This is a genomic window from Streptomyces sp. NPDC043427 (genome assembly GCF_056436655.1).
This window is the reverse complement of record NZ_JBWKCC010000036.1, coordinates 53,196-79,139: the sequence shown is the minus strand read 5'-3', so window position 1 is coordinate 79,139 and position 25,944 is coordinate 53,196. Positions and strand designations below refer to the sequence as shown.

23 protein-coding genes are annotated in these 25,944 nt (G+C 70.0%); 11 read left to right on the top strand and 12 right to left on the bottom strand.

Annotated features, from left to right (window positions below):
* Positions 1 to 212: 212 nt before the first annotated feature.
* The 4 genes from AC067M_RS39140 to AC067M_RS39125 all read left to right on the top strand — a co-directional run bounded on the left by AC067M_RS39140 (position 213) and on the right by AC067M_RS39125 (position 4,412).
* On the top strand, positions 213 to 1,091 hold the full coding sequence (locus AC067M_RS39140) for a hypothetical protein (RefSeq protein WP_478701765.1): 879 nt from the start codon (positions 213 to 215) through the stop codon (positions 1,089 to 1,091).
* A 203-nt stretch (positions 1,092 to 1,294) separates the two neighbouring features.
* Complete coding sequence (locus AC067M_RS39135; protein WP_478701764.1) at positions 1,295 to 1,663, top strand: hypothetical protein; 369 nt, start codon at positions 1,295 to 1,297, stop codon at positions 1,661 to 1,663.
* A gap of 118 nt (positions 1,664 to 1,781) precedes the next feature.
* A complete protein-coding gene (locus AC067M_RS39130; protein ID WP_478701763.1) occupies positions 1,782 to 3,797 on the top strand; it encodes an NADPH-dependent 2,4-dienoyl-CoA reductase in 2,016 nt (671 codons plus the stop codon).
* 30 nt (positions 3,798 to 3,827) lie between these two features.
* Positions 3,828 to 4,412, top strand: a complete 585-nt coding sequence (locus AC067M_RS39125) for a PadR family transcriptional regulator (RefSeq protein ID WP_478701762.1) — start codon at positions 3,828 to 3,830, stop codon at positions 4,410 to 4,412.
* 31 nt (positions 4,413 to 4,443) lie between these two features.
* Here AC067M_RS39125 and AC067M_RS39120 read toward each other — a convergent pair whose 3' ends face one another.
* Together AC067M_RS39120 and AC067M_RS39115 are read right to left on the bottom strand one after the other, a co-directional pair.
* The gene (locus tag AC067M_RS39120; RefSeq protein WP_478701761.1) at positions 4,444 to 4,977 is read right to left on the bottom strand and encodes a hypothetical protein; all 534 of its coding nucleotides are present in this window, start codon (positions 4,975 to 4,977) and stop codon (positions 4,444 to 4,446) included.
* Between the two features lie 187 nt (positions 4,978 to 5,164).
* Entirely contained in the window at positions 5,165 to 6,136 is a 972-nt protein-coding gene (locus AC067M_RS39115; RefSeq protein WP_478701760.1) for a fibronectin type III domain-containing protein, read from the bottom strand.
* Between the two features lie 382 nt (positions 6,137 to 6,518).
* On the opposite strand from AC067M_RS39115, the gene AC067M_RS39110 reads away from it, so the two are divergent.
* Entirely contained in the window at positions 6,519 to 7,229 is a 711-nt protein-coding gene (locus AC067M_RS39110; protein ID WP_478701796.1) for a glycoside hydrolase family 75 protein, read from the top strand.
* 28 nt (positions 7,230 to 7,257) lie between these two features.
* Here AC067M_RS39110 and AC067M_RS39105 read toward each other — a convergent pair whose 3' ends face one another.
* From AC067M_RS39105 to dhaK, 3 genes are read right to left on the bottom strand one after another with little or no spacing between them, the layout of a single operon-like run.
* A complete protein-coding gene (locus tag AC067M_RS39105) occupies positions 7,258 to 7,671 on the bottom strand; it encodes a PTS-dependent dihydroxyacetone kinase phosphotransferase subunit DhaM (RefSeq protein WP_478701759.1) in 414 nt (137 codons plus the stop codon).
* Complete coding sequence (gene dhaL, locus AC067M_RS39100) at positions 7,664 to 8,263, bottom strand: dihydroxyacetone kinase subunit DhaL (RefSeq protein WP_478701758.1); 600 nt, start codon at positions 8,261 to 8,263, stop codon at positions 7,664 to 7,666. The genes AC067M_RS39105 and dhaL overlap by 8 nt, the downstream gene beginning before the upstream one ends.
* Before the next feature lie 47 nt (positions 8,264 to 8,310).
* Positions 8,311 to 9,303, bottom strand: a complete 993-nt coding sequence (gene dhaK / locus AC067M_RS39095; protein WP_478701757.1) for a dihydroxyacetone kinase subunit DhaK — start codon at positions 9,301 to 9,303, stop codon at positions 8,311 to 8,313.
* Positions 9,304 to 10,268: 965 nt separating this feature from the next.
* Between dhaK and AC067M_RS39090 the strand changes: the two genes are divergently transcribed.
* Positions 10,269 to 11,696 carry a non-reducing end alpha-L-arabinofuranosidase family hydrolase gene (locus AC067M_RS39090; protein ID WP_478701756.1) on the top strand — a complete coding sequence of 476 codons (1,428 nt, stop codon included), beginning with the start codon at positions 10,269 to 10,271 and terminating at the stop codon, positions 11,694 to 11,696.
* A gap of 205 nt (positions 11,697 to 11,901) precedes the next feature.
* On the opposite strand, the gene AC067M_RS39085 is transcribed toward AC067M_RS39090, so the two are convergent.
* From AC067M_RS39085 to AC067M_RS39070, 4 genes are all read right to left on the bottom strand, one after another.
* Positions 11,902 to 13,305, bottom strand: a complete 1,404-nt coding sequence (locus tag AC067M_RS39085; protein ID WP_478701755.1) for an NAD(P)/FAD-dependent oxidoreductase — start codon at positions 13,303 to 13,305, stop codon at positions 11,902 to 11,904.
* A gap of 8 nt (positions 13,306 to 13,313) precedes the next feature.
* Positions 13,314 to 13,985, bottom strand: a complete 672-nt coding sequence (locus tag AC067M_RS39080; RefSeq protein ID WP_478701754.1) for an HAD-IA family hydrolase — start codon at positions 13,983 to 13,985, stop codon at positions 13,314 to 13,316.
* Between the two features lie 142 nt (positions 13,986 to 14,127).
* Positions 14,128 to 14,544: a cupin domain-containing protein gene (locus AC067M_RS39075; RefSeq protein WP_478701753.1), complete on the bottom strand. Its 417-nt coding sequence runs from the start codon at positions 14,542 to 14,544 to the stop codon at positions 14,128 to 14,130.
* Positions 14,545 to 15,263: 719 nt separating this feature from the next.
* Positions 15,264 to 15,620 carry an SDR family NAD(P)-dependent oxidoreductase gene (locus tag AC067M_RS39070; protein ID WP_478701752.1) on the bottom strand — a complete coding sequence of 119 codons (357 nt, stop codon included), beginning with the start codon at positions 15,618 to 15,620 and terminating at the stop codon, positions 15,264 to 15,266.
* A gap of 165 nt (positions 15,621 to 15,785) precedes the next feature.
* On the opposite strand from AC067M_RS39070, the gene AC067M_RS39065 reads away from it, so the two are divergent.
* Both AC067M_RS39065 and AC067M_RS39060 read left to right on the top strand, forming a co-directional pair.
* Entirely contained in the window at positions 15,786 to 17,141 is a 1,356-nt protein-coding gene (locus AC067M_RS39065) for an MFS transporter (protein WP_478701751.1), read from the top strand.
* Positions 17,142 to 17,622: 481 nt separating this feature from the next.
* Entirely contained in the window at positions 17,623 to 19,188 is a 1,566-nt protein-coding gene (locus tag AC067M_RS39060; protein ID WP_478701750.1) for a PucR family transcriptional regulator, read from the top strand.
* Positions 19,189 to 19,303: 115 nt separating this feature from the next.
* Here AC067M_RS39060 and AC067M_RS39055 read toward each other — a convergent pair whose 3' ends face one another.
* Positions 19,304 to 20,593: an MDR family MFS transporter gene (locus tag AC067M_RS39055; protein ID WP_478701749.1), complete on the bottom strand. Its 1,290-nt coding sequence runs from the start codon at positions 20,591 to 20,593 to the stop codon at positions 19,304 to 19,306.
* Positions 20,590 to 21,018, bottom strand: a complete 429-nt coding sequence (locus AC067M_RS39050; protein ID WP_478701748.1) for a hypothetical protein — start codon at positions 21,016 to 21,018, stop codon at positions 20,590 to 20,592. The genes AC067M_RS39055 and AC067M_RS39050 overlap by 4 nt, the downstream gene beginning before the upstream one ends.
* Positions 21,019 to 21,736: 718 nt before the next feature.
* On the opposite strand from AC067M_RS39050, the gene AC067M_RS39045 reads away from it, so the two are divergent.
* Positions 21,737 to 22,309 carry an ATP-binding protein gene (locus AC067M_RS39045; RefSeq protein WP_478701747.1) on the top strand — a complete coding sequence of 191 codons (573 nt, stop codon included), beginning with the start codon at positions 21,737 to 21,739 and terminating at the stop codon, positions 22,307 to 22,309.
* Positions 22,310 to 22,621: 312 nt separating this feature from the next.
* On the opposite strand, the gene AC067M_RS39040 is transcribed toward AC067M_RS39045, so the two are convergent.
* Positions 22,622 to 23,317, bottom strand: a complete 696-nt coding sequence (locus AC067M_RS39040) for a GntR family transcriptional regulator (protein WP_478701746.1) — start codon at positions 23,315 to 23,317, stop codon at positions 22,622 to 22,624.
* Positions 23,318 to 23,412: 95 nt separating this feature from the next.
* Between AC067M_RS39040 and glyA the strand changes: the two genes are divergently transcribed.
* Both glyA and AC067M_RS39030 read left to right on the top strand, forming a co-directional pair.
* The gene (glyA, locus tag AC067M_RS39035; protein ID WP_478701745.1) at positions 23,413 to 24,726 is read left to right on the top strand and encodes a serine hydroxymethyltransferase; all 1,314 of its coding nucleotides are present in this window, start codon (positions 23,413 to 23,415) and stop codon (positions 24,724 to 24,726) included.
* A complete protein-coding gene (locus AC067M_RS39030) occupies positions 24,723 to 25,943 on the top strand; it encodes a sarcosine oxidase subunit beta family protein (protein ID WP_478701744.1) in 1,221 nt (406 codons plus the stop codon). The genes glyA and AC067M_RS39030 overlap by 4 nt, the downstream gene beginning before the upstream one ends.
* The last annotated feature ends 1 nt before the right edge of the window (position 25,944 follow it).

The following is a 25,944-nucleotide window of genomic DNA, read 5'->3' as shown; positions in this document are numbered from 1 at the left end:
GCGAGGTACGCCCGTCCCCCGTGCCGACTCCCCACGTTGCACCGCGCTCAACCTCATCTCCCACGCCGACCGGGCTAACTCCACCATCCCCCGAGAGGGTGCCCGGCGTCCCGTCGACACCCCGCGTTTTCTTCTTTGGTCTGTACATGACCATCTTGGGGCGCCAGACTGTCCGCCGATCACCTCCCACCCCCCAACCGAGGAGTCGGTTCATGCCCATGCGCGCCGCCCGGCACCGCTGTCACCTGGTCCTGACCGGCCTGGTCGCCCTCGCCACCGCCGCCGTGCTGTCGGTCGCCCCGCCCGCCGCCGCGGCCGACACCTGGACCGAGGTCGGTTCGGACCGCGCCGACCCGCTCACCGAGAGCCAGGGCCTGACCTCGGTCGAGGTCCCCGCCGGCAGCGCCAACCGCTACACGGGCATCGGCACCATCCCCGTCGGCCTCAGCACCCGCGGCTGGAACCACGTCGGCGACCCCGACGCCTCCTACGACGGCCACTACGTCGAGCCGTACCAGCGGGACTCGGGGACCACCAAGATGTTCCGCGTGCAGGCACCGGGGGGCGGCTGGTCCGAGTACGTCCACACGCTGAGCTCGGGAGAGGCGCTGAACAACTCGTGGGTCGCCGTGTCGCCGAACGGTCAGTGGATGCTGGCCGGCGAGTACGGCACCATGAGCCGGCTGCTGGTCTTCCCCACCCCGGGCGTGAACCCCAGCACCTCGCCGTCTGCGAACCTGCCGCAGGTCTCCACCGTCCGCCTCGACCACGCCGTCCGGGACGTGCAGGGCTGCGACTTCGTCGACCCGACCCGCCTGCTGTGCTCCTCCGACGACCCCGCGGGCACCCTGTTCGGCATCACCAAGCCGCTGCTCCAGGTCGACCTGTCGGCGGCGCCGAACGGCACCTCGGACGTGGCCGGCCACGTCACCGCGCTGCGTCAGCTGCCCCTGCGCAGCTCCTGCTCGGGCACCTTCGAGGCGGAGGGCATCGACTACGACCGCCGCACGGGGGCGCTGCGCGTGATCGTCGTCTCGCCCGGCTTCTGCGTCCTGACGGACAGCAAGACGTACCGCTTCACGCGCGGCTGAGGCGCGGGGCGCTGCCCGAGCGGGCGGCGCGGCCCGGCGTGTGCGCCGCCGCCGATGGTGCTCTCCTGGAAGGTGTCACTTCCCGGCGGGCCCAGGGACTTCCTGGCGTTTCCCCGGGTTTCACGGGGCTTCCCGGGGGTGGGGTGCGGTTTTGCGGGGAACTCGCGGTACCGCAGTCCCGCCATGAGAGGAGCGTTCACGACATGGACAGCGAGCGTCCGCACGAGGAATCCGTCTCCGTCGCGATCAGCGATTGCAGCAAGGAAGACGCGCGGGTCGTGTTCGACACCCTGTGCGCGTGCTTCTCGTCCGACCGGTGCGCCGAGGACGTACCGGAGCAACTGCACGAGACGCGACCCATGGTGTGGCTCGGCACGTTCGACGTGGCCGACGCACACGAGGGAGCCCGTCCCGCCCACCTCCACGCCTCCGTCACCGCCGACGTACAGGGCGGCTACTGGGCCATTGAGCGGTTCCGCACCACCCTGGACGACCTGTTCTCGGTGGAGGACCTGACCGCGGCCTCCGGCGACCAGGAGAGGGAGTTGCACATCCGGCTGGCGAGCCGCTGACGACCTGGCCCCACCGGCCATTGTGCAACTAGTTGCAAAAGAGTTAATGCAACTAGTTGCACAATGCTGTTCGGGTCCTCTACAACAGGAGGGCACGACACACCGCACGGAGGGCCCCATGAGCCGCTACCCCCACCTGCTGAGCCCGCTCGACCTGGGCTTCACCACGCTGCCCAACCGCGTCCTGATGGGCTCCATGCACGTAGGCCTGGAGGAGGCCGAACGCGGCTTCGAGCGGATGGCCGAGTTCTATGCCGCCCGGGCCCGCGGGGGAGTGGGACTGATCGTCACCGGCGGCATCGCCCCCAACGACGAGGGGCGCCCGGGCGAGGGGGGCGCCAAGCTCACCACCGACGCGGAGGCCGAGCAGCACCGGCAGATCACCGACGCCGTGCACCACGAGGGCGGCCGCATCGCGATGCAGATCCTCCACTTCGGCCGCTACGCCTACCACCGCGACCTGGTCGCCCCGAGCTCGATCCAGGCCCCCATCAGCCCCTTCGTGCCCCGCGAGCTCACCGACGCCGACATCGAGCGCACGATCGACGACTACGCCCGTGCCGCCCGCCTCGCCCGGCAGGCCGGCTACGACGGGGTGGAGATCATGGGCTCCGAGGGCTACCTCATCAACGAGTTCATCGCCGCGCAGACCAACCACCGCACCGACCGCTGGGGCGGAACGTACGAGAACCGCATGCGCTTCCCCGTCGAGATCGTCCGACGGGTGCGCGAGGCGGTCGGCGAGGACTTCATCGTCATCTACCGGCTGTCCATGCTGGACCTGGTGCCCGGCGGCTCCTCGCTGGAGGAGGTCGTCACCCTCGCGAAGGCCGTCGAGGCCGCCGGGGCGACGATCATCAACACCGGCATCGGCTGGCACGAGGCCCGTATCCCCACCATCGCGACCTCCGTGCCGCGCGGCGCCTACACCTGGGTCACCAAGCGGCTCATGGGCGCGGTGTCCGTCCCGCTCGTCACGACCAACCGCATCAACACCCCTGAAGTCGCCGAGGAGTTGCTCGCCGAAGGCTGCGCGGACATGGTGTCGATGGCCCGCCCGATGCTCGCCGACCCCGACTTCGTCAACAAGGCCGCCGCCGGCACCCCCGACGCCATCAACACCTGCATCGGCTGCAACCAGGCCTGCCTCGACCACACCTTCAGCGGTCAGATCACCTCCTGCCTGGTCAACCCGCGCGCCTGCCACGAGACGGAGCTGGTCCTCTCCCCGACCCGGCTGCGCAAGCGCGTCGCGGTCGTCGGCGCGGGCCCCGCGGGCCTAGCCTGCTCCGTGAGCGCGGCCGAACGCGGCCACGACGTCACGCTCTTCGACGCCGCGAGCGAGGTCGGCGGTCAGCTCAACGTCGCCCGCAAGGTCCCCGGCAAGCAGGAGTTCGACGAGACCCTGCGCTACTTCCGCCACCAGCTCGACGCCCACGGCGTGGACGTACGACTCAACAGGCCCGTTACCGCCACCGACCTCTCCGACTACGACGAGGTCGTCGTCGCCACCGGCGTCACCCCCCGCACCCCCGACATCCCCGGCGTCGACCACCCCCGGGTCCTCGGCTACCTGGACGTCCTGCGCGACGGCGCCCCCGTCGGCGACCGGGTCGCCGTCCTCGGCGCGGGCGGCATCGGCTTTGACGTCGCCGAGTTCCTGACCGACGCCGGCGACAAGGCGAGCGAGGACCCCGCGACGTACTTCCGCCACTGGGGCGTCGACACCGACTACCGCACGCCCGGCGGCCTCGCTGCCCCCGAGCGACCCGCCCCGCCCCGCACCGTCCACCTGCTCCAGCGCAAGACCACCAAGGTCGGCGCAGGCCTCGGCAAGACCACCGGCTGGATCCACCGCACCGAACTCAAGCACCGCGGAGTGACCATGATCCCGGGCGTGCGCTACGACCGTATCGACGACGCGGGACTGCACATCACCGTCGGCGAGGAGTCCACCGTCCTGGAGGTCGACACCATCGTGCTCTGCACCGGGCAGGAGCCGCGCCGGAGCCTGTACGAGGAACTGCTCGCCGCCGGACGCAGCGTGCACCTCATCGGCGGCGCCGACGTGGCCGCCGAACTGGACGCCAAGCGCGCGATCAAGCAGGGCACCGAGCTGGCGGCGGCGCTCTAGGGGCCGGGCCGGCCTCCCTAGGATGACCTCATGTCACTCCCGCACGCGATCCTCACCGCCCTGCTGGAAAAGCCGTCCTCGGGTCTTGAGCTGACCCGCCGGTTCGACAAGTCGATCGGCTACTTCTGGTCGGCGACGCACCAGCAGATCTATCGCGAGCTGGGAAAACTGGAGGCCGAGGGATACATCCGCGCCCTGCCCTCCGAGCAGCCGGCCCGCGGGCAGAAGAAGAGCTACGAAGTCCTGCCCGAGGGCCGCGCCGAACTGGCCCGCTGGACCGCCGAGTCCCAGGACCCCAAGCCGCACCGCGACCCGCTGCTACTGCGGCTGCGCGCCGCCGCCGTCGTCGGCACCGCGGGCCTGGAGTCCGATCTGCGCCGCCATCTGGAGCTGCACCGGCTGCAGTTGGCCGAGTACGAGGAGATCGAGAAGCGCGACTTCCCACTCGACGAGGACGACCCGCAGACCCGGCTCCAGCACCTCGTCCTGCGCGCGGGCATCGAACTGGAGACGTTCTGGGAGCGGTGGCTCAGCCAAGCACTGGAGGAGCTCACCGATCTGCCCACCACCGAATGGCCCACGGAGAAGACGGACGGGGCGGACGGCACGGCCTGACCCGGCCGCCCGTCCGTCCGGGCAACACACCCTAGAGGCGATACGGCTTCGACCGGCGCCGCAGGAACCACGCTGTCGCGGCGACTCCCGTGCCCACCAGGACCCCGCCGGCCGTCAGGGTGAGCGTGCCGTAGTCCCTGCTGGAACCGCCGAGACCGCCCATGACACCGCGCGAGGGTGACGCCGTCGCGGAGATCGTCGGGCGCGACGGTGCGGCGACGACGACGGACTGGGTGCCCGCCGTGTTTCCGTTGGAGCAGATCACGATCACGGTGTACGTGCCGGGGGTGACGTTCGACCAGGCGGCGGACTGGCTGACGGTCGTGCCCGACAGCGCGACCTGGCGACCCTGGGCGAAGTTCGCCTGCGAACCGGTCAGCAGGGACGCGGTGCCCCAGCTGCCGTTGATCTGGGTGCACGCGCCGGTCACCACGGAGACCGTGGACCCGGTCGTGCTCACGGAGATTCCGGACTGGGCGGCGGCCGGCCCGGCGGACAGGGCGAGCGGCACCGCGGCGGCTGCGACGGTCAGGCCGACGCGCCGGAAAAGGTGAGTAGTGCGCATGGAGTGTCCTCCGGCGGCACGGTTGGCGGTACATCCCTTGCGCCGCCGGAGGTCGGGAACGCCCGTGCTGCCACAGGGGCAGCCAACGCGGCCCCGGCCCGCCCCGCACCCGGAGAGCAGCCAGGCAGGTGACGGATTCCCCCGGATCCACCCGTATTCCTTCGGACGGCCGATGCCCGGTGGCGCGTCACCGCCCGGCAGCGTCGCCCGTCGTGACCGTCCGCTCGGCGGAGAAGGCGCCCCAGGTTCCGTCCGGAAGCCGGGCCCTGACGCGCACCCGGTGGTCGACCCCGGGATCCCGGCCCACGTAGAAGCTGTAGGACGCCCGCCCGCGCGGCACCGTACCGCCCCACACCAGCGAGGTGGCGGGTTGTCCGTCGAGCTCGATGCCGTACTCCGTGACCACGCCGTCCACGCGGGGCGGGATCCAGGACAGGTCGAGGTGGTACGCGCCGTCGGCACGGTGGGTGCTCGCGCGGAAGTCCCCGGGCGCGGTGCCCCGGCCGTCCTCCGTGCCCGGCGCGGTGGTCAGACGGACGGCGGCACCGGCGGGCGAGACGTTGCCGGCCGCGTCCCGCGCCCGGACGGTGAACGCGTACCGGGTGCCGGGCCGCAGCCCCGTGACCACGGTGGCCGTCTGCCTTCCGCCGACGCTGTGGATCTTCATGGAGCCCTGGTGGACGTCGTACGACACCACCGCGCGGTCGTCCGTGGACGGGGACCATGACAGCTGGACCGCGCTGCTCCCGACGGCCCGGCCGGTGGTGCGGCCCGGGCGGGTCGGTGCGGAGCGGTCCGCGGCGACCGCCGCCGGTGTCGTGGCGCGGACCTCGCGGCTGCCCGGGCCGAGGCGGCCCTCGGCGTCGCGGGCCCGCACGGTGAACACGTACGCCGTGGACGGCCTGAGCCCCGTGACATCCACCATGTGCGCGGAACCGGGCACGTCCTGAACCTTCGTGTGGCCGCGATACACCTCGTACCCGGCGATGGCCGTGGCGGAGGCCACCGTGTTCCACATGACGTGCACGCTGGTCGCGCTGCCCGCCTCGGCGGTGACCGCTGTCGGAGCCCCCGGCGGCCGCTCTTCCTCCCCGGCGTCGGCCCCCGCCCACCCGCAGGAGGCGACGAGCAGGACCCCGCACAGCAGAACGCGTCGCACGACTCGGCCTCCCGGCGCGGTACGGCACGGCACTGGTCCGGACCAATATGAACCCGGTGTGGCGATCGCATCAAGAGGTGGGCGCAACCGGGGCGCAGGTGCCAAGCGTTCGGGGGAGTTACGTATGCTGAAGCTCCTCACGGCCGAACTCGTCTCGAGGGATGGTGAGTTCGTGCCGGTGGCGCGGACCGCTGTCGTCGCTGATCCCGCGCCGGCGTGGGCGGCCGGGAGGCCGGAGCCGCGACAGGCTCGGGCCCCCGCCCCCTGTCGGGCCGTCAGAAGCCGTGCACCGTACGGCCCCCGAGAAGTGGCCGCGTGGGCGGACCGGCGCCAGATTGGGCTGCGTGTCCGTCACCGTCCCCACACGAGAGGGCCCTTGACCGTGCCCGTCCCCTCGCTGACCCTGGCCGCAGCCGGCCTCGCCCTGCTGGCCCAGGCCGGGCAGCCCACCGCACCTCACGTCCCCCACGGGCCGGTGGCACGTCACGAAGGCACCGTGCCCGCCGCCGACCTGCTGGCCAGGGTGCGCGACTGCGCCCCCGTCTCCCACGGCCGCTACCGCAGCGACGCAGGCGCACCCGCCGACATCCCGGTCTGCGGTACCGACGGCGCCGTCTTCTGGAAGGCCGACCTGGACGTCGACTGCGACGGCCGCCCCGGCCCGCACTGCAACAGCGGAGCCGACCCGTGGTTCTCGGACGCCACGGCCTACCCGCAGTCCGACGGACGCCCGTTGAGCGCCGAGACCCTGCCGTACGTCGTCGTACCCGCCCCGAGCCCGCTCTGGGACCATCGCGAGCACGGCGTGCGCGGCGGATCCGTCGCGGCCGTCGTCCACGGTGACCGGGTGCAGTACGCAGTCGTCGGCGACGTCGGGCCGGCCGACGTCATCGGGGAGGCGTCGTACGCCACCGCCGAAGGGCTCGGCCTCGGCACGGACCCGCTCGGAGGCGGGGCCGCCTCGGGGATCACCTACATCGTCTTCAAGGGCTCGAAGGTGACGCCGATCGAGAACCACGCCGCCGCCGTCGAGGCGGGGGAGCGGCTGGCACGGCAGTTCGTCGAGGGCACCCAGGCCTCCGAGCAGGGCTGACGGGACGGCAGACCGAAAATCCGCGTCCTCATACCTTCCGGTAGCTGTAGGCCTCCGCGGCCGCCGCCTCCACGGCGTCCAGGTCGGCGCCGGCCGCCGCTGTGACGACTGCGGCGACCGCGCCCTCGACGAACGGGGCGTCCACCAGGCGGGTGTTGCCGGGCAGCTCGTCACCCTCGGCGAGCAGAGCCTTCACGGTGAGGACCGCACTGCCGAGGTCGGTGAGGACGGCGACACCGCCGCCGCGGTCCACCGACGCCGCCGCGGCGGCGATCAGCTCGGCGCTGGTGCCGAGCCCGCCGCCCTCGGTGCCGCCCGCCGGGGCGACGGGTACCGCCGTGCCGCCACCCGCGAGCCCGCGCGCCAGCTCGGCCACCGACGCGGCCACCTCGGCGCTGTGCGACACGAGCACGATCCCGACCTGCCCGGCTGCCTCACTCACCGTTCGCCTCCAGCAGAGCCGCGACCAGCAGGGCCGCCGACGTGGCCCCCGGGTCCTGGTGCCCGATGCTGCGCTCCCCGAGGTAGCTCGCCCGGCCCTTGCGGGCCTGCAGCGGCGTCGTGGCGACAGCACCTTCCTCGGCGGCGGCACGGGCCGCGGCGAAGCCGTCGCCGAGGGCGTCGACGGCCGGTACCAGCGCGTCGATCATCGTCTTGTCGCCGGGTGCGGCACCACCCAGCGCCATCACCGCGTTCACCCCCGCACGCAATGCCTCGGCGAGCTGTTCCTCGCCGACCTCGGCGGCGTCCCCGAGCGCCTTGCCGGTACGGCGCAGCAGGGTGCCGTACAGCGGACCGGACGCCCCGCCGACGGTCGAGATGAGCTGCCGCCCCGCGAGGGTCAGCACGGCACCGGGAGTCGTGGGTGGCTCCTTCTCCAGGACGGCGGAGACGGCGGTGAAGCCACGCTGGAGGTTGGTGCCGTGGTCGGCGTCGCCGATGGGGGAGTCGAGGGCGGTGAGCCGTTCCGCCTCGCGGTTGACGGACGTGGCGGTCGCCGTCATCCAACGGCGGAAGAACTCGGCGTCGAGCACTGGATCTCCTTGCGTGGTAGGTACGTCGAGCGTCGGTGTCCGCCGGGTCACATACCCCAGCGCAGGCCCGGCGTACTGACCGGCGCGTTCCAGAGCCGCAGCAGCTCCTCGTCGATCTGGCACAGGGTGACCGACGCGCCGGCCATGTCGAGGGAGGTCACGTAGTTGCCGACCAGCGTGTGGGCGACGGCGACCCCGCGTTCGGCGAGCACGCGCTGCACCTCGGCGTTGAAGCCGTACAGCTCCAGCAGCGGCGTCGCGCCCATGCCGTTCACCAGGACGAGGACCGGGTTGCGCGGGGTGAGGTCCTCCAGGATGGCGTGGACGGCGAAGTCGGCGATCTCGCCGGAGGTCATCATCGGCCGCCGCTCCCGGCCGGGCTCGCCGTGGATGCCGATGCCCAGCTCCAGCTCGCCCGACGGCAGGTCGAAGGTGGGGCTGCCCTTGGCCGGAGTCGTACACGCACTCAGTGCGACACCGAAGGTGCGGGAGTTCTCGTTGACCTGCCGGGCGACGGACTGCACGCGCTCCAGCGGCTGCCCCTCGTCGGCGGCGGCGCCCGCGATCTTCTCCACGAACAGCGTCGCACCCGTACCGCGCCGACCTGCCGTGTAGAGGCTGTCGGTGACCGCGACATCGTCGTTGACGAGGACCTTCGCGACCTGGATGCCCTCGTCCTCGGCGAGTTCGGCCGCCATGTCGAAGTTGAGCACGTCGCCCGTGTAGTTCTTCACGATGAACAGCACACCGGCTCCGCTGTCCACGGCGGCCGCCGCGCGCAGCATCTGGTCGGGCACGGGCGACGTGAACACCTCACCCGGACAGGCCGCCGACAACATGCCGGGACCCACGAAACCCCCGTGCAGCGGCTCATGCCCCGACCCACCACCGGAGACCAGCGCCACCTTCCCCGCGACGGGCGCGTCCCGCCGTACGACCACCCGGTTCTCGACGTCGACGGTCAGCTCGGGATGGGCCGCGGCCATACCCCGCAGCGCGTCCGTGACCACGGTCTCCGCGACGTTGATGAGCATCCTCATGAGGAACCTCCAGCGAGACTAGAAGATGAGCCTCTGACCTTCATCTTTGCAGCTCAGAACGGGGCTGGCCAGTTGTCGATCTTGGCGGTCCGTAGCGGTCCGAGGCGGGTTCTGGCGGTACTGATGCTGACTTTGGGGACGGGTCGTCAGGTGTCGATGATGGCCGGTTGGGAGTCGACGGGCGATGCCGTGTCGGCAGGGTCGACGTTGCAGTGGCGAAGGGGCATGTTGTCGGCACTCGAGGGTCGGCAAAGGGCGATCGAGGTGCGTTCTGACATCGTCCAGTATCTCGCCCATGGCTGGCTGGGGCGAAGGGCTTGCGCGTCATCCCGCTCCGGAAAGCGGGGCCGGTCGCTGTGCGAGTGGAGCGGCCCCGCGTGCTCGATATGTCGAACTAGAGTCGAAATATCGAGCAACCGGATTGTAGGGGGCTGGTGAACGACGTCGATTCCTCTCGCATGATTCGCGAGCAATGCCGAAACATTCGCATGACTTTATGAATGAAGCGCCGCAGGTCAAGCCGATTAAATGGCTGAGCGGTGCTGTTTGGACAGCCCTTTTGCGTCGGAGTGGGGCCGGTTTTGCGGGCGGTGTTGACATGGTCGGCCGCCTCTCTAGTATCCGTGCCAGCCCAACTTTCCGAATAGTGTCCGAAATTTCGAACCCTCCATAGGTGATTTCTCGGAAAAGGAGTTCTAGGTGCCCAAACGGGAGTGAAGGCCATGAACGATCCGGTCCGCACCGTCCCCCGCGGGCCCCGGTCTCGATCGGAGCTCGAACGGCTCGCGGCGTACGTGGGGGCACCGTGTGGCGGGCTTGCGGCACGACGATCAACGTCCGACACGGGCCGGTGCGTTTCGCAGCAGCCCGAAGACAGCGGGCGCCACCGGTCGCACCACCTCGACAGTCCGGACAGCCTCTGCCGGGGCCGACGGAACCGCTTACTCAAGGATCACGAGGTCTCCATGCGCAGACGAAGTTTCAGCCGCAGACATCTGTCTGTGGTGCTGGCCGCTGCGGCTGCGGTCCTGGTCGCGTTGGCGGCGATGCTCGTCGCCAACCCGGCTCAGGCGGCCACCAGCGGCGCCGTGCGCGGTGCTGGTTCCGGCCGGTGTCTCGATGTGTCGAACGCGAGCCAGACCGACGGCACATACCTGCAGATCTGGGACTGCTCGGGCGGTGCCAACCAGCAGTGGACGTTGACGGACAGCAACCAGCTGACCGTGTACGGCAACAAGTGCCTGGACGTTCCGGGCCACGCCACCACGGCCGGGACCCGGGTGCAGATCTGGGCCTGTACCGGCGGTGCGAACCAGCAGTGGCGGGTGAACTCCGACGGCACGATCGTCGGCGTGGAGTCCGGGCTGTGCCTGGACGTTACGGGCCACGGCACGACCAACGGCACGGCGGTGCAGATCTGGACGTGCAACGGCGGCAGCAACCAGAAGTGGACCGGCCCGTCCGGGACGTCGACCCCGCCGGGGGGCGGCACGTGTTCTCTTCCGTCGACGTACCGGTGGACGTCGACGGGTGTGTTGGCGCAGCCGGCGAACGGGTGGGTCTCGCTGAAGGACTTCACCAACGTGGTGTACAACGGCAAGCACCTGGTCTACGCGTCGAACGTATCGGGATCGTCGTACGGCTCGATGAGGTTCGCTCCCTTCACGAACTGGTCGGACATGGCGTCGGCCGGCCAGAGCGGGATGAGCCAGTCCGCGGTGGCGCCCACGCTGTTCTACTTCGCACCCAAGAACATCTGGGTGCTGGCGTACCAGTGGGGTGCGTGGCCCTTCATCTACCGCACCTCCAGCGACCCCACCAACCCCAACGGCTGGTCCGCCCCGCAGCCGCTGTTCACCGGCAGCATCCCGGGCGGCGCCCCGATCGACCAGACGCTGATCGCCGACGACCAGAACATGTACCTGTTCTTCGCCGGTGACAACGGCAAGATCTACCGGGCGAGCATGCCGATCGGGAACTTCCCGGGCAACTTCGGCTCGTCGTACACGACGATCATGAGCGACACGGTGAAAAACCTGTTCGAGGCGCCGCAGGTCTACAAGGTCAAGGACCAGAACCAGTACCTCATGATCGTTGAGGCTCGGGGTGCCAGTGAGCAGCGCTACTTCCGTTCGTTCACGGCCTCCAGCCTGAGCGGTTCGTGGACCCCGCAGGCCGCCACCGAGAGCAACCCCTTCGCGGGCAAGGCCAACAGCGGTGCCACCTGGACCAACGACATCAGCCATGGTGACCTGGTCCGCAACAACCCCGACCAGACCATGACCATCGACCCCTGCAACCTGCAGTTCCTCTACCAGGGCAAGTCCCCCTCCGCGGGTGGCCCTTACGACCAACTGCCGTGGCGGCCGGGTGTCCTCACCCTGCAGCGCTGACCCGCCTGATCCACGGTGATCGCGATGGGGTGCGGTCCGCCGACGCGCAGACGAGCGGTCTACGGCGTGGGCGACTCCACCTGCTGACCGATACTCACCGCTCGAGGAACCCCAGCCGTGTGTCGGCTGGGGTTCCTCTCGGACAGGGCGGGGTCGCCCGCCCATTCAGAGCGTGGCGACCCCGATGCACGGTGTGCTCGAACCGTCAGGGGCGGCGGCTGATGATGTCGGCCATCCTCGCGAGCCGTGACTCGTGTCGGTGGCCGGCGAGTTCCTTGCGGTCCGCCCGGCTGTAGGCCAGGTACATGGACCTCACGCCCAGCCAGCGCAGCGGTTCGACTTCCCACTTCCGCGAGGTGTGTCCTACCCAGGGAAGCCTGGTGAGCTCGGTGTCGTGGCCGAGTACCAGGTCGCGCAGCGTGCGGCCGGCCAGGTTGGTGGTGGTGAGGCCCTGGCCGACGTATCCACCGGCATGTCCGAGTCCGGTGGCGGGATCGAAGACGGCGCTGGAGCACCAGTCCCGGGGGACGCCGAGGACGCCGCACCATGCGTGTTCCACCCGGTAGCCGCGCGCGGCCGGGAACCTGCGGTGCAGGATCTCCATGAGGGACCGGATGGTCGCCTCCTGCGTGGCGCCGTCGCGGTCGGTGGCCGAGCCGAAGCGGTAGGGGATGCCCCGTCCGCCGATCGCTATCCGGTCGTCAGCAGTGCGCTGGCCGTACATGTGGGAGTAGCACTTGTCGCCGAGTGTTTCGCCCTGGCTCCAGCCGATCTCGTCCCATACGGCCTCCGGCAGCGGTTCCGTGACGATCATTGAGCTGTTCATCGGCAGCCAGGTGCGCCGTTCCCCGGCCAGGGAGGCGGTGTAGCCCTCGGTCGCGCGCAGGATCACGGGAGCGCGGACGACACCCCGGTCGGTGTGCGCCTTGCCGCTCTCGATCCGGGTGACGGCGGTCGATTCCCGGATGGTCACGCCGAGCGACTCGACCACATCGGCCAGGTCACGAACATATCGGGCGGGTTGCATCCGGGCACAGTGCGGGGTGTAGGCGCCCTTGACGGCTTCCGGGATGCGGATGCGCTCGCGCAGTTCGTCATCGTCGAGGATGCGGGATTCGGTGACGCCCCACCTGTGGTCCTCGGCGACGCCCGCGGTCAGCCGCCGTACCTGCGGCTGCGAGGAGGCGATGCGGATGGTGCCACCCTTGACGACGTCGGCCTTGATCTCCTCCGCTTCGGCGACGGTGACGATCTCGTCGACGGCCTCGTGCATCAGGCGCTGCTGGACCTTGACCGCGTCAACGCCGTACAGGTCCGCGAACCTGTCCCGGGAACCGGCGATCAGCCCTGAGGCCCATCCGCCGTTGCGCCCGGAGGCGCCGTAGCCGGCGAATTCACGCTCCAGGATGACGATGTCGAGGGAGGGGTCGGCCTTCTTGAGGTAGTACGCGGTCCACAGTCCGGTGAACCCCGCGCCGACGATGCACACGTCCGCAGTCGTGTCGCCGGGCAGCGCGGCCCGCAGCGGGGGGCGGCCGCCGATGGCCTCGATCCAGAACGAGACGTTTCCGTTGATCAGGTCCGCTCTTGAGCCGGTGGCTGAGTCCATGGTAGTGATCACAGCCCCAGCAGCGCGGGGAGCTCGGACAGGTCGCGGACCTCGTCGTAGGGCTGGTGGAAGTCACTGCCCTTGAGGTCGTAGCGGTTCACCCATACACGCCGGGCGATACCGAGGTCCTTGGTGGGCATGATGTCGTAGTCCCAGCCCTGCGCGGCATGGGTGATCTGGTCCCTGCTCTGCGGAAGGACCTCGAAGAGCTTCTCGAACGCCTGACGGCGCGGCTTGTAGGCGCCGGCCTGCTGAGCGGTGACCACGTGGTCGAAGGGCACGCCGATGGTCTCGAGGTGGTGCGGGATCAGGTCGTCGTCGCTGTTGGTGAGGATGGCGATGTCGTAGCCCTCCTTGAGCCTGCGGAGCGCGTCGGGGACGTCGGGGAAGACCGGGAACTTCTCGGCAGCCGCGATCAGTTGGTCGTAGTCCTCGTCGCGGTACTCGATGCCGTGCAGCAGCATGCAGTTCTCGAGGGTGTCCCGCAGGATGTCGCGGTAGCGGCGGTAAGGCTGGACGACGCCCTGGAACCGCATGACACGCAGGTTGTCGAGGAAGACCTCATGGGCGACGCCTGCCTCGTCGAGGCGGTCGCGGACGATGGGCAGGGTGGCGCGGTTGAGGTCGAAGTCGATCAGAGTGCGGTAACAGTCGAAGGTGACGACGGGCCTCGGAGACATGTGTGGTCCTTTGTGTCGTGGCGGCGGGGTGCCGCGTGCGAGGGGATGTGTGTGAAAGGACGGTCCCGGCCGTGGCGCGCGACAGGTCGTCGGTGGAGCAGGGGAGTGGCCAGTGGCCGTCATCCGCCGGACGGAGCGGAGATCACTCCGGGATCATGACGAACATCTTCTCGACCGGCTCGTGGACCTCCCAGGTCCCGTTCCAGCCGGACGGCAGCACGAGGAGCGTGCCTGCCCGGACTTCGTTGACCGTGCCCGCGGCATCGTGCAGAGAGGCCCGGCCGGAGACGATGTAGCAGATCTCGTGTACGCCGTCGCGTACGGCGGTGAACGCGCCGGTCCCGCACTCCCAGTAGCCGGTGCGCGCCCCCTCTCCGGCTGTCGCCCACGCAGTAGCCGCACGTTCCTGCTGGCCGGGGGTCAACGTGGTGGGCTTGTCCTTGAACGGCAGACCGGCGAGGACGGTCCGATCGGCGAGGAGGGTACGGACCGGCGGAGAGACCTCGGTGTTTCCGGACCCGCCGTAGGAGTGGGGGCCGGTCGGTGACGATGACGGCATTGTGTCTTCTCCGTTCGTGATCGAGATGGGTGTGGGTGGTGCGGTCGACGGCTGGTGTCAGCGGAGGGCGGGTGTCGGGACGCCGAGGGCCGTCAGGGGGCGGTCACCTGACCGAAACCGGGTGGGCGGCGGTGCGAGGCGGCCAGGGCGGGATGCTCCGATCAGGCGACGGCCTCGTGTGGAGGGAGCGACCCGGAGGGAGGCCCGGGCCGGTCGGCCAGCCTGTTGCCGCCGTGCCTCGAACCGCTCGGCGAGGGCCTGCACCATGCTCTGTGAGCACCGCCGCTGTGAAGTGCCGGACCTCGTGGACCCAGCGGGCGGCGGCCGTAACCGCGACGACGGCATGGCACGCTTCGCGCACGGGGGCCTGGCGGTGCGAGGCCGAGAGACGAGACTGGTGCCGGGCGGCGGAGATACATGTCGTCGTGGTGCTGGAGCGTTGCGCGAGGTGCCCGGCATGACGGTCGCGAGTGTGGAAGTCATGGTGAGCACCTCTGGCTGGAAGGATGTTGTGCCTTCACTTTGTGCCGGGGTGCCCGGGGTCGACAGACACAGACTGTCAGCGCATCACTGTTCTGCTTGACACGGCGTTGCGTCTTCGCAGGCCGACGACCCTCTGAGTGGCGAACGAGGTCACCTTCACAAGCAAGGCGGTGCGCCACGTCGACCCGGTCCGCCCGCAGATCACGCGACCGACATGCCACAGTCCCTGCGCAGGGTCACCGAACTGCATACAGCGCGGGGCCATCGGGCAGGCCGGCAACCCACGGCTCTGGTCGTGCCGGCGAGGGCCGCAGGATTCCGGTTCCGGCGAGCTCGGCGGCCAGGAGCCGTGTCAGCGCGTCGAGTGCGGCCTTCGAGACGCGGTAACCGGGCTCGGTCGGGCGCTCCATGAGCGTGAGTGAGCCGAGCGTGCTGCTGACGTTCACGATGCGGCCGTAGCCGGCTGTTTGCATGGCCGGCAGAACGGCTTGGGGGCACCGCCAGGCGCCGGATCCCTCCTCCGGCCAGACCATCGGCGTTGGCTGCACCCAGCCCCGGTTAACACCTGTGACCAGCGCGTTTCTCTGTTCCATGCGGCCAGCTGTACCGCATCGACGTGGCACGTGGTACTGATCCGCGGGGATCGGAACGAGGTGTCAAGCGGGCCCTGGACGACCTGACACTCTGTATCTGTCGGCCCCAGGTGACCTGACCCACAGTGTCTGCACATGGTTCCGGCCGATGAGAGGCGTACCACCGTGACAACCACTCTCGACGACGTTCCAGTCAATCGTTTCCACCGCCGCCTGGTCGCTGTCGCGATGGGCGGGCCGTTCTGCGACGGCTATCTGCTCGGCATCATCGCGGTCGCGTTGAGCCAGATGACTCCCCAGCTCCACCTGGGCTCCTTGTGGTCCGGCCTGATCGCCAGCTCCGCCCTGATCGGCGTCTTCGCCGGTGCGATGATCTTCGGCGCGGTCACTGACCGGATCGGGCGGCGGTTGATGTACCTGCTCAACCTCGTGGTGTTCGTCGCCGCGTCGATCCCGCAGTTCTTCGTGCACGAGGCCTGGCAGCTCTTCGTGCTGCGCCTGATCATCGGGATCGCCATCGGTGCGGACTACCCGATCGCCTCGGCCCTGACCGCCGAGCTGGTGCCCAGGAAGCTCCGGGGGACCGCATTGCCCGCGCTGGTGCTGTCGTGGTGGATCGGCTACGGCGTCAGCTACTGGGTCGGCCTTGCCCTGTTGCACGCCGGCGACGACGGATGGCGCTGGATGCTGGCCTCCGGCGCGGTCCCGGCCACGATCTTCCTGCTCATGCGGACCGGCGTCCCCGAGTCACCTCGGTGGCTGGCCAGCCGCGGCAAAGTGGATGAGGCGACCGCGATCGTGCGGCGATACCTGGGGCCTGACGTCCGGGTCGACGAACTGGTCGCGGAGAGCAGGGCGCCGCGTCGCGACGGGTCGGGTCTCGGCAACATTCGCGAGGTGTTCCGCCGCGGTTACACCAAGCAGGTCGTGTTCTGCTCGACGTTCTTCCTTTGCCAGGTGGCGACGGGCTTTGCGATCCGCACCTTCCAGCCGCAGATCCTCACGTCCATGGGTGTCGGCAACGCGACGACCAGCGCGGCGGTCATGATGCTGGTCCCGATCCTGGGTGTGTCGACCGGGTTGTTCCTGGTCAACCGGATCGGCCGACGGCCCCTGTTGATCGGCAGCTTCGCAGCGATCTTCCTCGCGCTGGTCTGTCTGGCTGTGATCCCGATGCATCTGGCTCTGCCGATCATCGTCCTGTTCCTGCTGTTCCACTTCGCCGAGGCCGCCGGCAGCGCCCTGCAGTTCCTCTACCCCAGCGAGCTTTTCCCCACCGACCTGCGGGCGACCGGGGTGGGATTCGCTGCCGCCATGAGCCGCTTCGGATCGGCCGGCGGCACGTTCTGCCTGCCCCTGCTCATCGCCGGTGTGGGCGACTCCGGAACCCTTCTGATCGGAGCCGGCGTCACGCTCGTCGGCCTCGGAGTCTCCCTGGCCCTGGCGCCGGAGACGAAGGGCCGTGCCCTGGCCACTGCGAACACTGCCGAAGCGCCTACCAGGGAACGGACCTCGCTTTGAGGAACATCGTCACGTTCGACTGCTACCACACCTTGATCGACTTCGATCTGGAATCCGCGATCCTAGCGTCGATGTTCCCCCGGACGGCGGGCGTGGACGTCGAGCGAGCGTGGAGCGGAGTGCCGGCCGTTCCTCGGGCCCGGTGGGCCTCGGTCGGACTGGACCGGGCGACCGGACCGGGCGGGGCCGGCGGGTACACCGGACACGGTGTGACCTCGGCGAAACTGGCCGGGCAGGCGCTGTTCGACGTTGCGCTGAACCGGGACACGAAGCTGACCCACCTCCGGACACCGGACGCGCAGGCGGGAGCCGGAACCGCTGCGGTGGCCCGGAGTCCGGGGACTGTATCCGGCCTGGCGGCTGACCGACCGGCACGAGGCAGGCGGGCGCGCCCGCACCTCCCTCGCGATCGCCGCGAACCTGCTGACCCGGCGTCCGTGACCCCGTTGCGTGGCGGTTCGAGAAGATGCAAGTTGTGAGTGTGAGCGACGCCGGGACGGTGACGGTGGCCGAAGTGCTGGCCCTACCCGTGCTGGCCCGCGGGCTGCCGAAGATCCTCGCGGGTCAGGACCGGCTGGACCGGCGCGTGCGCTGGGTGCATGTCACGGAATGGGAGCACCCGGCCTCGGCGCTGCGCGGGGGCGAGCTGGTGCTGACCACGGGCATCGGCTTTCCCGACCGGCTGGACGAGTGGGCGGCCGAACTCGCGGACATCGGTGCAGCTGCCGTAGTGCTCGAGCTCGGCCGCTGCTACCAGGAGGCGCCCTACGACCTGGTCGCCGGGTGCCGTGCGCGGGGCGTGCCACTGATCGTGCTGCAGCGCGGGACCAAGTTCGTCGACGTGACCCAGGAAGTGCACGCGATGATCCTGACCGGCCAGGTCCGCACACTCCGAGCCGCGCAGCGCATCCACGACACCTTCACCGCCCTGTCCCTGCGCGGAGCCGGAGCCGACGAGGTCGTCCGGGCCGCCGCGACGATGACCGGCCGCGCCGTCGTGCTGGAGAATCTGGCCCATCAGGCCCTGATCTGCGCACCTGGGGAAAGCGCGGTGGAGGACATGCTCAACCGATGGGAGGAGCGCTCCCGGGCGACTCCCTCGCCCGCCGGACGCACAGAGGTCTGCGGGCAGGAGGGCTGGCTGGTCACCGCGGTGGAGTTTCGCGGGCAGCGGTGGGGGCGGCTGACCATGCTGCCCGGAAGCACCGACGAGCAGCGGTTCCACGCCGACCATGTCATGGTGGTCGAGCGTGCGGCCATCGCCCTCACTCTTGCCCGGCTCACACATGAGACGCGCTGGGAGGAGCAGGCCCACCGGGATGCGCTGCTCGACGTCCTTGAGCAACGGCACCTGTCCTGGCGCGACACGCGGGCGAAGATCACAGCGCTCGGCCTGCCCACCCACGGGCGCAGACTCGCCGTCCTCCTGGTCTGCGCCACCGAGAGCGCCGGGCTGTTCGAAAAGATGCGCGCACGGCTCGAAGGCAGCGCGCTCATGGGGGATCTGGGCGAGCGTGGAATCTGCGTGCTCCTGGCGTTCCGGGAGCCGGGTGGATGGCGCGAGCCGGCCGCCGAGATCAGCGAACTGGCTGGTGCGCCGGTCTACGTGGGTGCCGAAGTGAGCGAGCTGTCCGAGGTGGCCCGCTCTGCCGCAGAGGCGGAACAGGTCGCCGATGCCGTTCCCCCCGTTGGGCCGCCGGCGGTCTACACCGTCGCCGACATCGGCCTGCCCCAGCTGTTCTACTCGCTGCGCGATGACCCGCGGGTGCAGGCCTATGCCGAGCGCCAGCTGGCCGCGCTGCTCGCCTACGACCACAAGCACGGCACGGACCTCTTGACCACCCTGCGCCACTATCTGGCTGCCGCCGGCAACAAGTCGATCGCGGCACGGCGGAGCCACCTGTCCCGTCAAGCCCTCTATCAGCGCCTGCACATCATTGGACAGGTGCTGCCCGGGGACCTCGATTCCGGCGACTGCCGAGCGCAGCTGCACGTCGCGATCGCAGCTCTCGATGCGCAGCGAGCCGGGAAACGTCCCCGCACTTGAAGCGGGCGAGCGTGCGCACCGCCGGTGGGACCGCCCCCGTGGCTCCGGTCCGGATGGCTCCCCCTCAGCCACGGGCCGCCACCAACATGCGCCCCTTCGTGGAGAGCTGACGGTGTCAGGCAGCCCCTTCCGCGGCCTCGGCTCGCTGCGTGCGGCGCGGCAGCAGCGCGACCGCCAGAGCCGGGACGGCGGAGAGGACGAGCCAGGGCACGGCCGCCGGGAGGCGCAGGTCGAGCAGCGACCCGGTAGCCGAGCTGCCGAGGAGGACGATCAGGCCGGAGACGGAGGACAACGCGCCTGTGTAGAGGCCGATCCGTCCGTCCTCGGTGAAATCGGGCACCCAGGCGCGGGCGGCGGGGACGACCAGCATCTGCCCCAGGGTGAGCAGGACGACATACCCTGCGGCGGGCAGCAGACCGGCGGCCCCCGTCCACCCTGCCGGGCGTGCGGCGGCCACGACTGCAAACCCGGCCGCGACCAGCAGCAGACCGATGGCCATGGAGTGGCGCAGGCCGAGCCGGTCGCCCGCCCAGCGGGTCACCGGGAGTTGGGCGCACACGACCAGCAGGGAGGACAGAGCGAACAGCCAGGACAGGGCTGCCTGGGAGCCGGTCGCGCGCTGCACCTCGTCCGGCAGGGCGAGGTAGAGCTGGTTGTAGGCGAGCAGGTAGGTGCCGTAAGCGCAGCACAGGGCGAGGAAGCGGCGGTTGCGCAGCAGCACGCGTATCCCGCCCTGTTGTCTGGTGCGGACCCGGCCGGGGATGTGCTGCGGCATCAGCCTGGCGTGACCTGCCAGGACGAGGACGAAGACGGCGGCTCCGGCGAGGCAGACGGTACGGAAGTCCGTGGCTAGCAGCAGGCCGCCGAGCAGCGGGCCGACGAAGGCACCGGCCTGTCCGGCCGCGCTCAGCAGAGCCAGCACCCGGGTGCGTGAACCGTGGCCCTCCTCCTCCCAGAGCACCGCCTGCCGGGCCACCTCGGACTCCACCGCCGGGGAGAACAGCGCGGCGGCGAAGCCGATAAGGAGCACCGCGCCGATCACCGTCCAGGTCTGCTCCGCGTACCCCAGCCAGGCGAACCCGGCGACCCGCAGCACGCAGCCGGTCAGCACGATCGGGCGTACGCCGTAGCGGTCGACGAGCCAGCCACCGACGACAAACAGGCCCTGCTGGCTGAAGGTCCTGAGCCCGAGGACGAATCCCACCATCCACCCCGCCATGCCGATGGCGGTGCCGAGGTGCTCGGCGAGGAACGGCAGCACAGCGTAGAAACCGATGTTGAAAGCGAGTTGGGTCACGATCAGCAGCCGCAGGAGCGGTGACAAGTGCGTCCAGGTCTGCTCGCGTGGGGGCTTCGGGGCCCTGGCGGGGCGGCGGGTCAGAACACGGGAGATGAGGTCCGTCATGGGGTTTCCACCAGGGAGGTCATGGGGTTGCCGGGGGCTCGGTGAGGCGGATACGGGGAGAAGTGTGTGTCCGGTGCGCCCGCCTCGCAGGGAGCGGGGTCTGCTCGGCGGTGCACCCGAGCGAGTTCGCGGCGGGAGGGGTAGGCCCGGCTACGGAGGCGGACGGGCGATGCGGGCAGTGGGAGCAGAGCTCGGCGGACGACGGGTGGGCGATGGCCGGGGAGCGGTTCGCGGGTGAGCAGGTACCACTCTCCGGCGCCGAGCGCGAGGGCGGCGGCCAGAAAGTGTTCTTCCTCCTGGAGGACCTCGGAGGTCTGGGCGGCCGCCGGGAGCAGGCGCTGACGGCCACACCGGGCGCCGACGTCCACAGTCCGCCGCCCGCGGTGGGCATCCGTGGTCCCGACCCTGGCGCGATAGATATGCACTTGCGCATCATATGCAAGAAGCAAGGCTGCCGGGAGGGGGGCCGGAGCCGGTCGTGGTTCGGTGATGCCGCCACAGCGCTTGGGCGGCGCCGCCACGTCCGAGATCCAGTCGAACCGGCCGAGCTGGTGAGGCGGCCGCCGAGGGCCAGGGCAAGGTGTGTGCTGCTTCCGTGAGCGGAGAGTCGTCGGGGGAATCCGCCGCACATCAAATACGTCACCGCGGCGATGGCGACGGGCGTCAGGTGGGTGTCGAGTCGCGCCTGATCAGCAAGTGGATCTGGCGGTCGCGCGGCACGGACCCGCGGCCTGCTCTCCCGGGTTTGCGGCGGCGCCTGTCCTTGTGCGAGTCGCCCAGCCCGCTCGAAGGGGAAGGCTGGGCCGGGTTCGACTTCCTCCGCCACTACATGCTCCACGCAGGCTGGGTGAACCCCCATGTCCGCCGACTGGGCGCGCCGCTCGCATCCGACGGATCCGGTCAGATCCACCTATTGACTTTCATGCGAACGACAGTCAACCATAATCGTGCCGCTATGTGGAATTCTGTGCCACAACGTGGAACGGTAGTCGCTTCCTGAGGTCGGCCAGCCGTCCGGGCCAGCCATTGGAAACCCTGCGCCCAGTTTCCGCCGCCCTGGCAAGGACGAGCCCTCGCACGCCAAACGGAAGTCCCTCCGGGGCGGCCAGAAGTGCCTCGCCGACGCCGCCCAGGAGGCCCGCGATGTTGTCAAGACATGAAGTCGCCGTTACTGACTCGGCCTCGCAGAGACCCCATCCCGACACTGTCCCACTCGGTACGGCATACGTCTGTCCGATCTCCCACATACCGGAGGCCGTCCGCACCCTGCGCCATCGCGCACACGCCCAGCTCACCCGTTGGGGCCTCTCGTACGACGCGGTCGATGAGGCCGTTCTCGTGATCTCCGAACTGGCCACCAACGCCATCAGCCACGCCCTGCCGCCGGCCGAAGTACGCCTGTCCATGCCGGAGGTCGACGGTCGTCGAATTCTCCGTATCGAGGTGAGCGACAACGGCCCCGTCCCTCGGCCAGTTGCGTTCCCTGACCGCCCGAACCCCGATGAGAACGGCCGCGGACTCAGCATTGTCGCCGCCCTGTCCCTCCGGCACGGCGCACACCTCGCCTCCGAGCGAGTGACTCAATGGGCGGACCTGCCCGCGCCACTCCACAACACTCGCTCCACCACATCCACCGTCGAAAGCACCGGCATCCAGGCCGGCGAAGCGGCATGGCGGGCGCCATCGATTACTGCGGCCGTTGTCAGGCAGCGCTGAACGGCTGGGCTTCGCAACGTCACGCTCCATCCCCCGGCGCACCTGGTACATGAGGCCGCCAGGAAGTACGCGGAGCAGATCGCGCCGCTGCTCGGCACGGGCAGTCCTTCCTGGCCCCGCTGTTTTGCTTGAGCAGTGTCCTCGTGGTTTGCAAGGAGGCGGGCGTCAGTGGTTCCAGTCTGCAGCGGTACCGCTCCGGGCTCAGCGTCCCGACGGACCACCGGGTGGTGCACGCCTTCGCCAAGGTGTGCGGCGCCGGTGCGGTGCTCTCGGAACTCGAAGCCGTCCAGACCGTGAAGCGAGCCGGCGGTCTCAGATGGCCTCGCGAATGGCCCGTTCGAAGCCCTCGACGTGATCGCGGGCGAGCCGTGCCGCCTTCTCGGGCTCACCGGCGACGATCGCCTCGATCAACGGCCCGTGCTCCTCGACGTGACCGGCCATGTCGGACAGGCGGTCGATGAACAGGCACCAGATGCGGGTGGCCAGGTTGTCGTGGCGGACGAGGGTGTCCTCCAGGTACGGGTTGTGCGCGGCGGCGTAGACGGCGCGGTGGACCTGAAGGTCCAGGTGCATGAGCTCGGTGGTGTCGTGCCGACCGGAATGCCCGCTCTCCAGCTCCCGCCGCAGGGCCGTCAGACTCGCCCGGTCCGCGGCCGTGGCCCGCCGCGCGGCCTGGGCGGCGGCCAGGGGCTCCAGCTCCTGGCGCACCTCGGAGATATGAGCCAGGTCGGTGATGTTGACCTCGGTGGCGAACGTGCCGCGTCGGGGATAGGTCGTGATCAGACGCTCGTATTGCAGCCGCTTGAGTGCCTCGCGCACCGGCGTCCGTCCGACGCCGAGGGACTGTGCGAGCTGCTCCTCGTTGATCGGCGCGCCCGGGCGGATCTCGAGCATGACGAGCCGGTCGCGGATGGCGCGGTAGGCGCGCTCGGCGAGGGACAGCTCCTCGCCCCCGGGCTCTCCGCCCCCGGCAGCCCCGTCCCGGGGCTCGGTCGCCACCTGTTGCATGAATGCCCCCTTGACCTGTCCTGCGAGCTCCCATACCGTACCGCAGAGTCTGATATATCAGTAGCCTATTAGTTGGCTCCCAGGATGGTGCACAGATGGCAACCAACCCGTCGACCAGCACACTCGCCTCCTCCCTCTCCCTCCCGCTCAGCGAGCTCGACCCGGACGTCGCCACCGCGGTGGACGCCGAACTGCACCGCCAGCAGTCGACCCTCGAGATGATCGCCTCGGAGAACTTCGCCCCGGCCGCCGTCATGGAGGCCCAGGGTTCGGTCCTGACCAACAAGTACGCCGAGGGCTATCCGGGCCGCCGCTACTACGGCGGCTGCGAACACGTCGACGTCGTCGAGCAGCTGGCCATCGCCCGGGTGAAGGAACTGTTCGGCGCCGAGGCCGCGAACGTGCAGCCGCACTCCGGCGCCCAGGCCAACGCGGCCGCGATGTTCGCGTTGCTCAGCCACGGCGACACGATCCTCGGCCTCGACCTGGCGCACGGCGGTCACCTCACCCACGGCATGCGCATCAACTTCTCCGGCAAGCTGTACAACGTGGTGCCGTACCACGTGCGCGAGTCCGACCTGCGCATCGACATGGACGAGGTCGAGCAGCTCGCCCTCGCGCACCGGCCCAGGATGATCGTCGCCGGCTGGTCGGCGTACCCCCGGCGGCTGGACTTCGCCGAGTTCCGGCGGATCGCCGACGCGGTGGGCGCGTACCTGATGGTGGACATGGCGCACTTCGCCGGGCTGGTGGCCGCGGGCCTCCACCCGAGCCCGGTTCCCTACGCCGACGTCGTCACGACCACTACCCACAAGACTCTCGGCGGCCCGCGCGGCGGGGTGATCCTCAGCCGGTCCGGCCTGGCCAAGAAGATCAACTCGGCTGTCTTTCCGGGCCAGCAGGGCGGCCCGTTGGAGCATGTCATCGCGGCGAAGGCGGTCGCCTTCAAGGTGGCGGCGGGGGAGGAGTTCAAGGAGCGTCAGCAGCGCACCCTGGACGGCGCCCGCATCCTCGCCGGACGGCTGCTGGCCGACGACGTGGCCGAGGCCGGGATCACCGTGCTGACCGGCGGCACCGAGGTCCACCTGGTCCTCGTCGACCTGCGCGACTCCGCGCTCGACGGGCAGCAGGCCGAGGACCGGCTGCACCGCATCGGCATCACCGTCAACCGCAACGCGGTGCCGTTCGACCCCCGCCCGCCGATGGTCTCCTCGGGGCTGCGGATCGGCACCCCGGCCCTGGCCACCCGCGGCTTCGGCGAGGCGGAGTTCCGGGAGGTCGCCGACATCATCGCCGAGGCACTGAAGGGCGATCAGCCCGACGACGAACTGCGCGCCCGGGTCGGGAAACTCGCCGCCGCCTTCCCCCTCTATCCTCACCTGCCCCACCTGAACGGAGACGCGGCATGACCGCCGAGCCGCTGCCGGAGCACCCGGACTTCCTCTGGCGCAACCCCGAGCCGCGCTCCTCGTACGACGTCGTCATCGTCGGCGCCGGCGGCCACGGCCTGGCCACCGCCTACTACCTCGCCAAGAACCACGGCATCACCAACGTCGCCGTACTCGAAAAGGGCTGGCTGGCCGGCGGGAACATGGCCCGCAACACCACGATCATCCGCTCCAACTACCTCTGGGACGAGAGCGCGGCGATCTACGAGCACGCGCTCAAGCTGTGGGAGCAGCTCCCGGAGGAGCTGGACTACGACTTCCTGTTCAGCCAGCGCGGCGTCCTCAACCTCGCGCACACCCTGCAGGACGTCCGCGAGGGTGTGCGGCGCGTCAACGCCAACCGCCTCAACGGAGTCGACGCCGAGTGGCTCGACCCGGACGAGGTCGCCAAGGTCTGCCCCATCCTCAACGTCTCCTCCCGCACCCGGTATCCGGTCCTCGGCGGCACGTTCCAGCCGCGGGCCGGCATCGCCAAGCACGACCACGTCGCCTGGGCGCTGGCACGACGGGCCGACGAGATGGGCGTGGACCTGATCCAGGGCTGCGAGGTCACCGGCTTCCTCAAGGACGGCGACCGGGTCGTGGGCGTCGAGACCAACCGCGGCCGCATCCACGCCGGCCGGGTCGGCCTCGCGGCGGCCGGACACAGCAGCGTGCTGGCCGCGCGGGCGGGCGTACGGCTGCCGGTGCAGTCCCATCCGCTCCAGGCGCTGGTCTCCGAGCTGCACGAGCCGGTCCACCCGACGGTCGTCATGTCGAATCACGTGCACGTCTATGTATCCCAGGCGCACAAGGGCGAGTTGGTGATGGGCGCGGGCGTCGACTCGTACAACGGCTACGGGCAGCGCGGCTCGTTCCACGTGATCGAGCAGCAGATGGCCGCCGCCGTCGAGCTGTTCCCGATCTTCGCGCGCGCGCATGTGCTGCGGACCTGGGGCGGCATCGTCGACGTCACGCCGGACGCCTCCCCGATCATCGGCACCACCCCCGTCGAGAACCTCTACGTCAACTGCGGCTGGGGCACCGGCGGATTCAAGGCCACCCCGGCCGCCGGCTGGACCTTCGCCCACACCATCGCCACGGGCGAAGCACATCCACTGAACGCCCCCTTCGCCCTCGACCGTTTCGCGACGGGCGCGTTGATCGACGAACACGGCGCAGCAGCCGTGGCCCACTGAG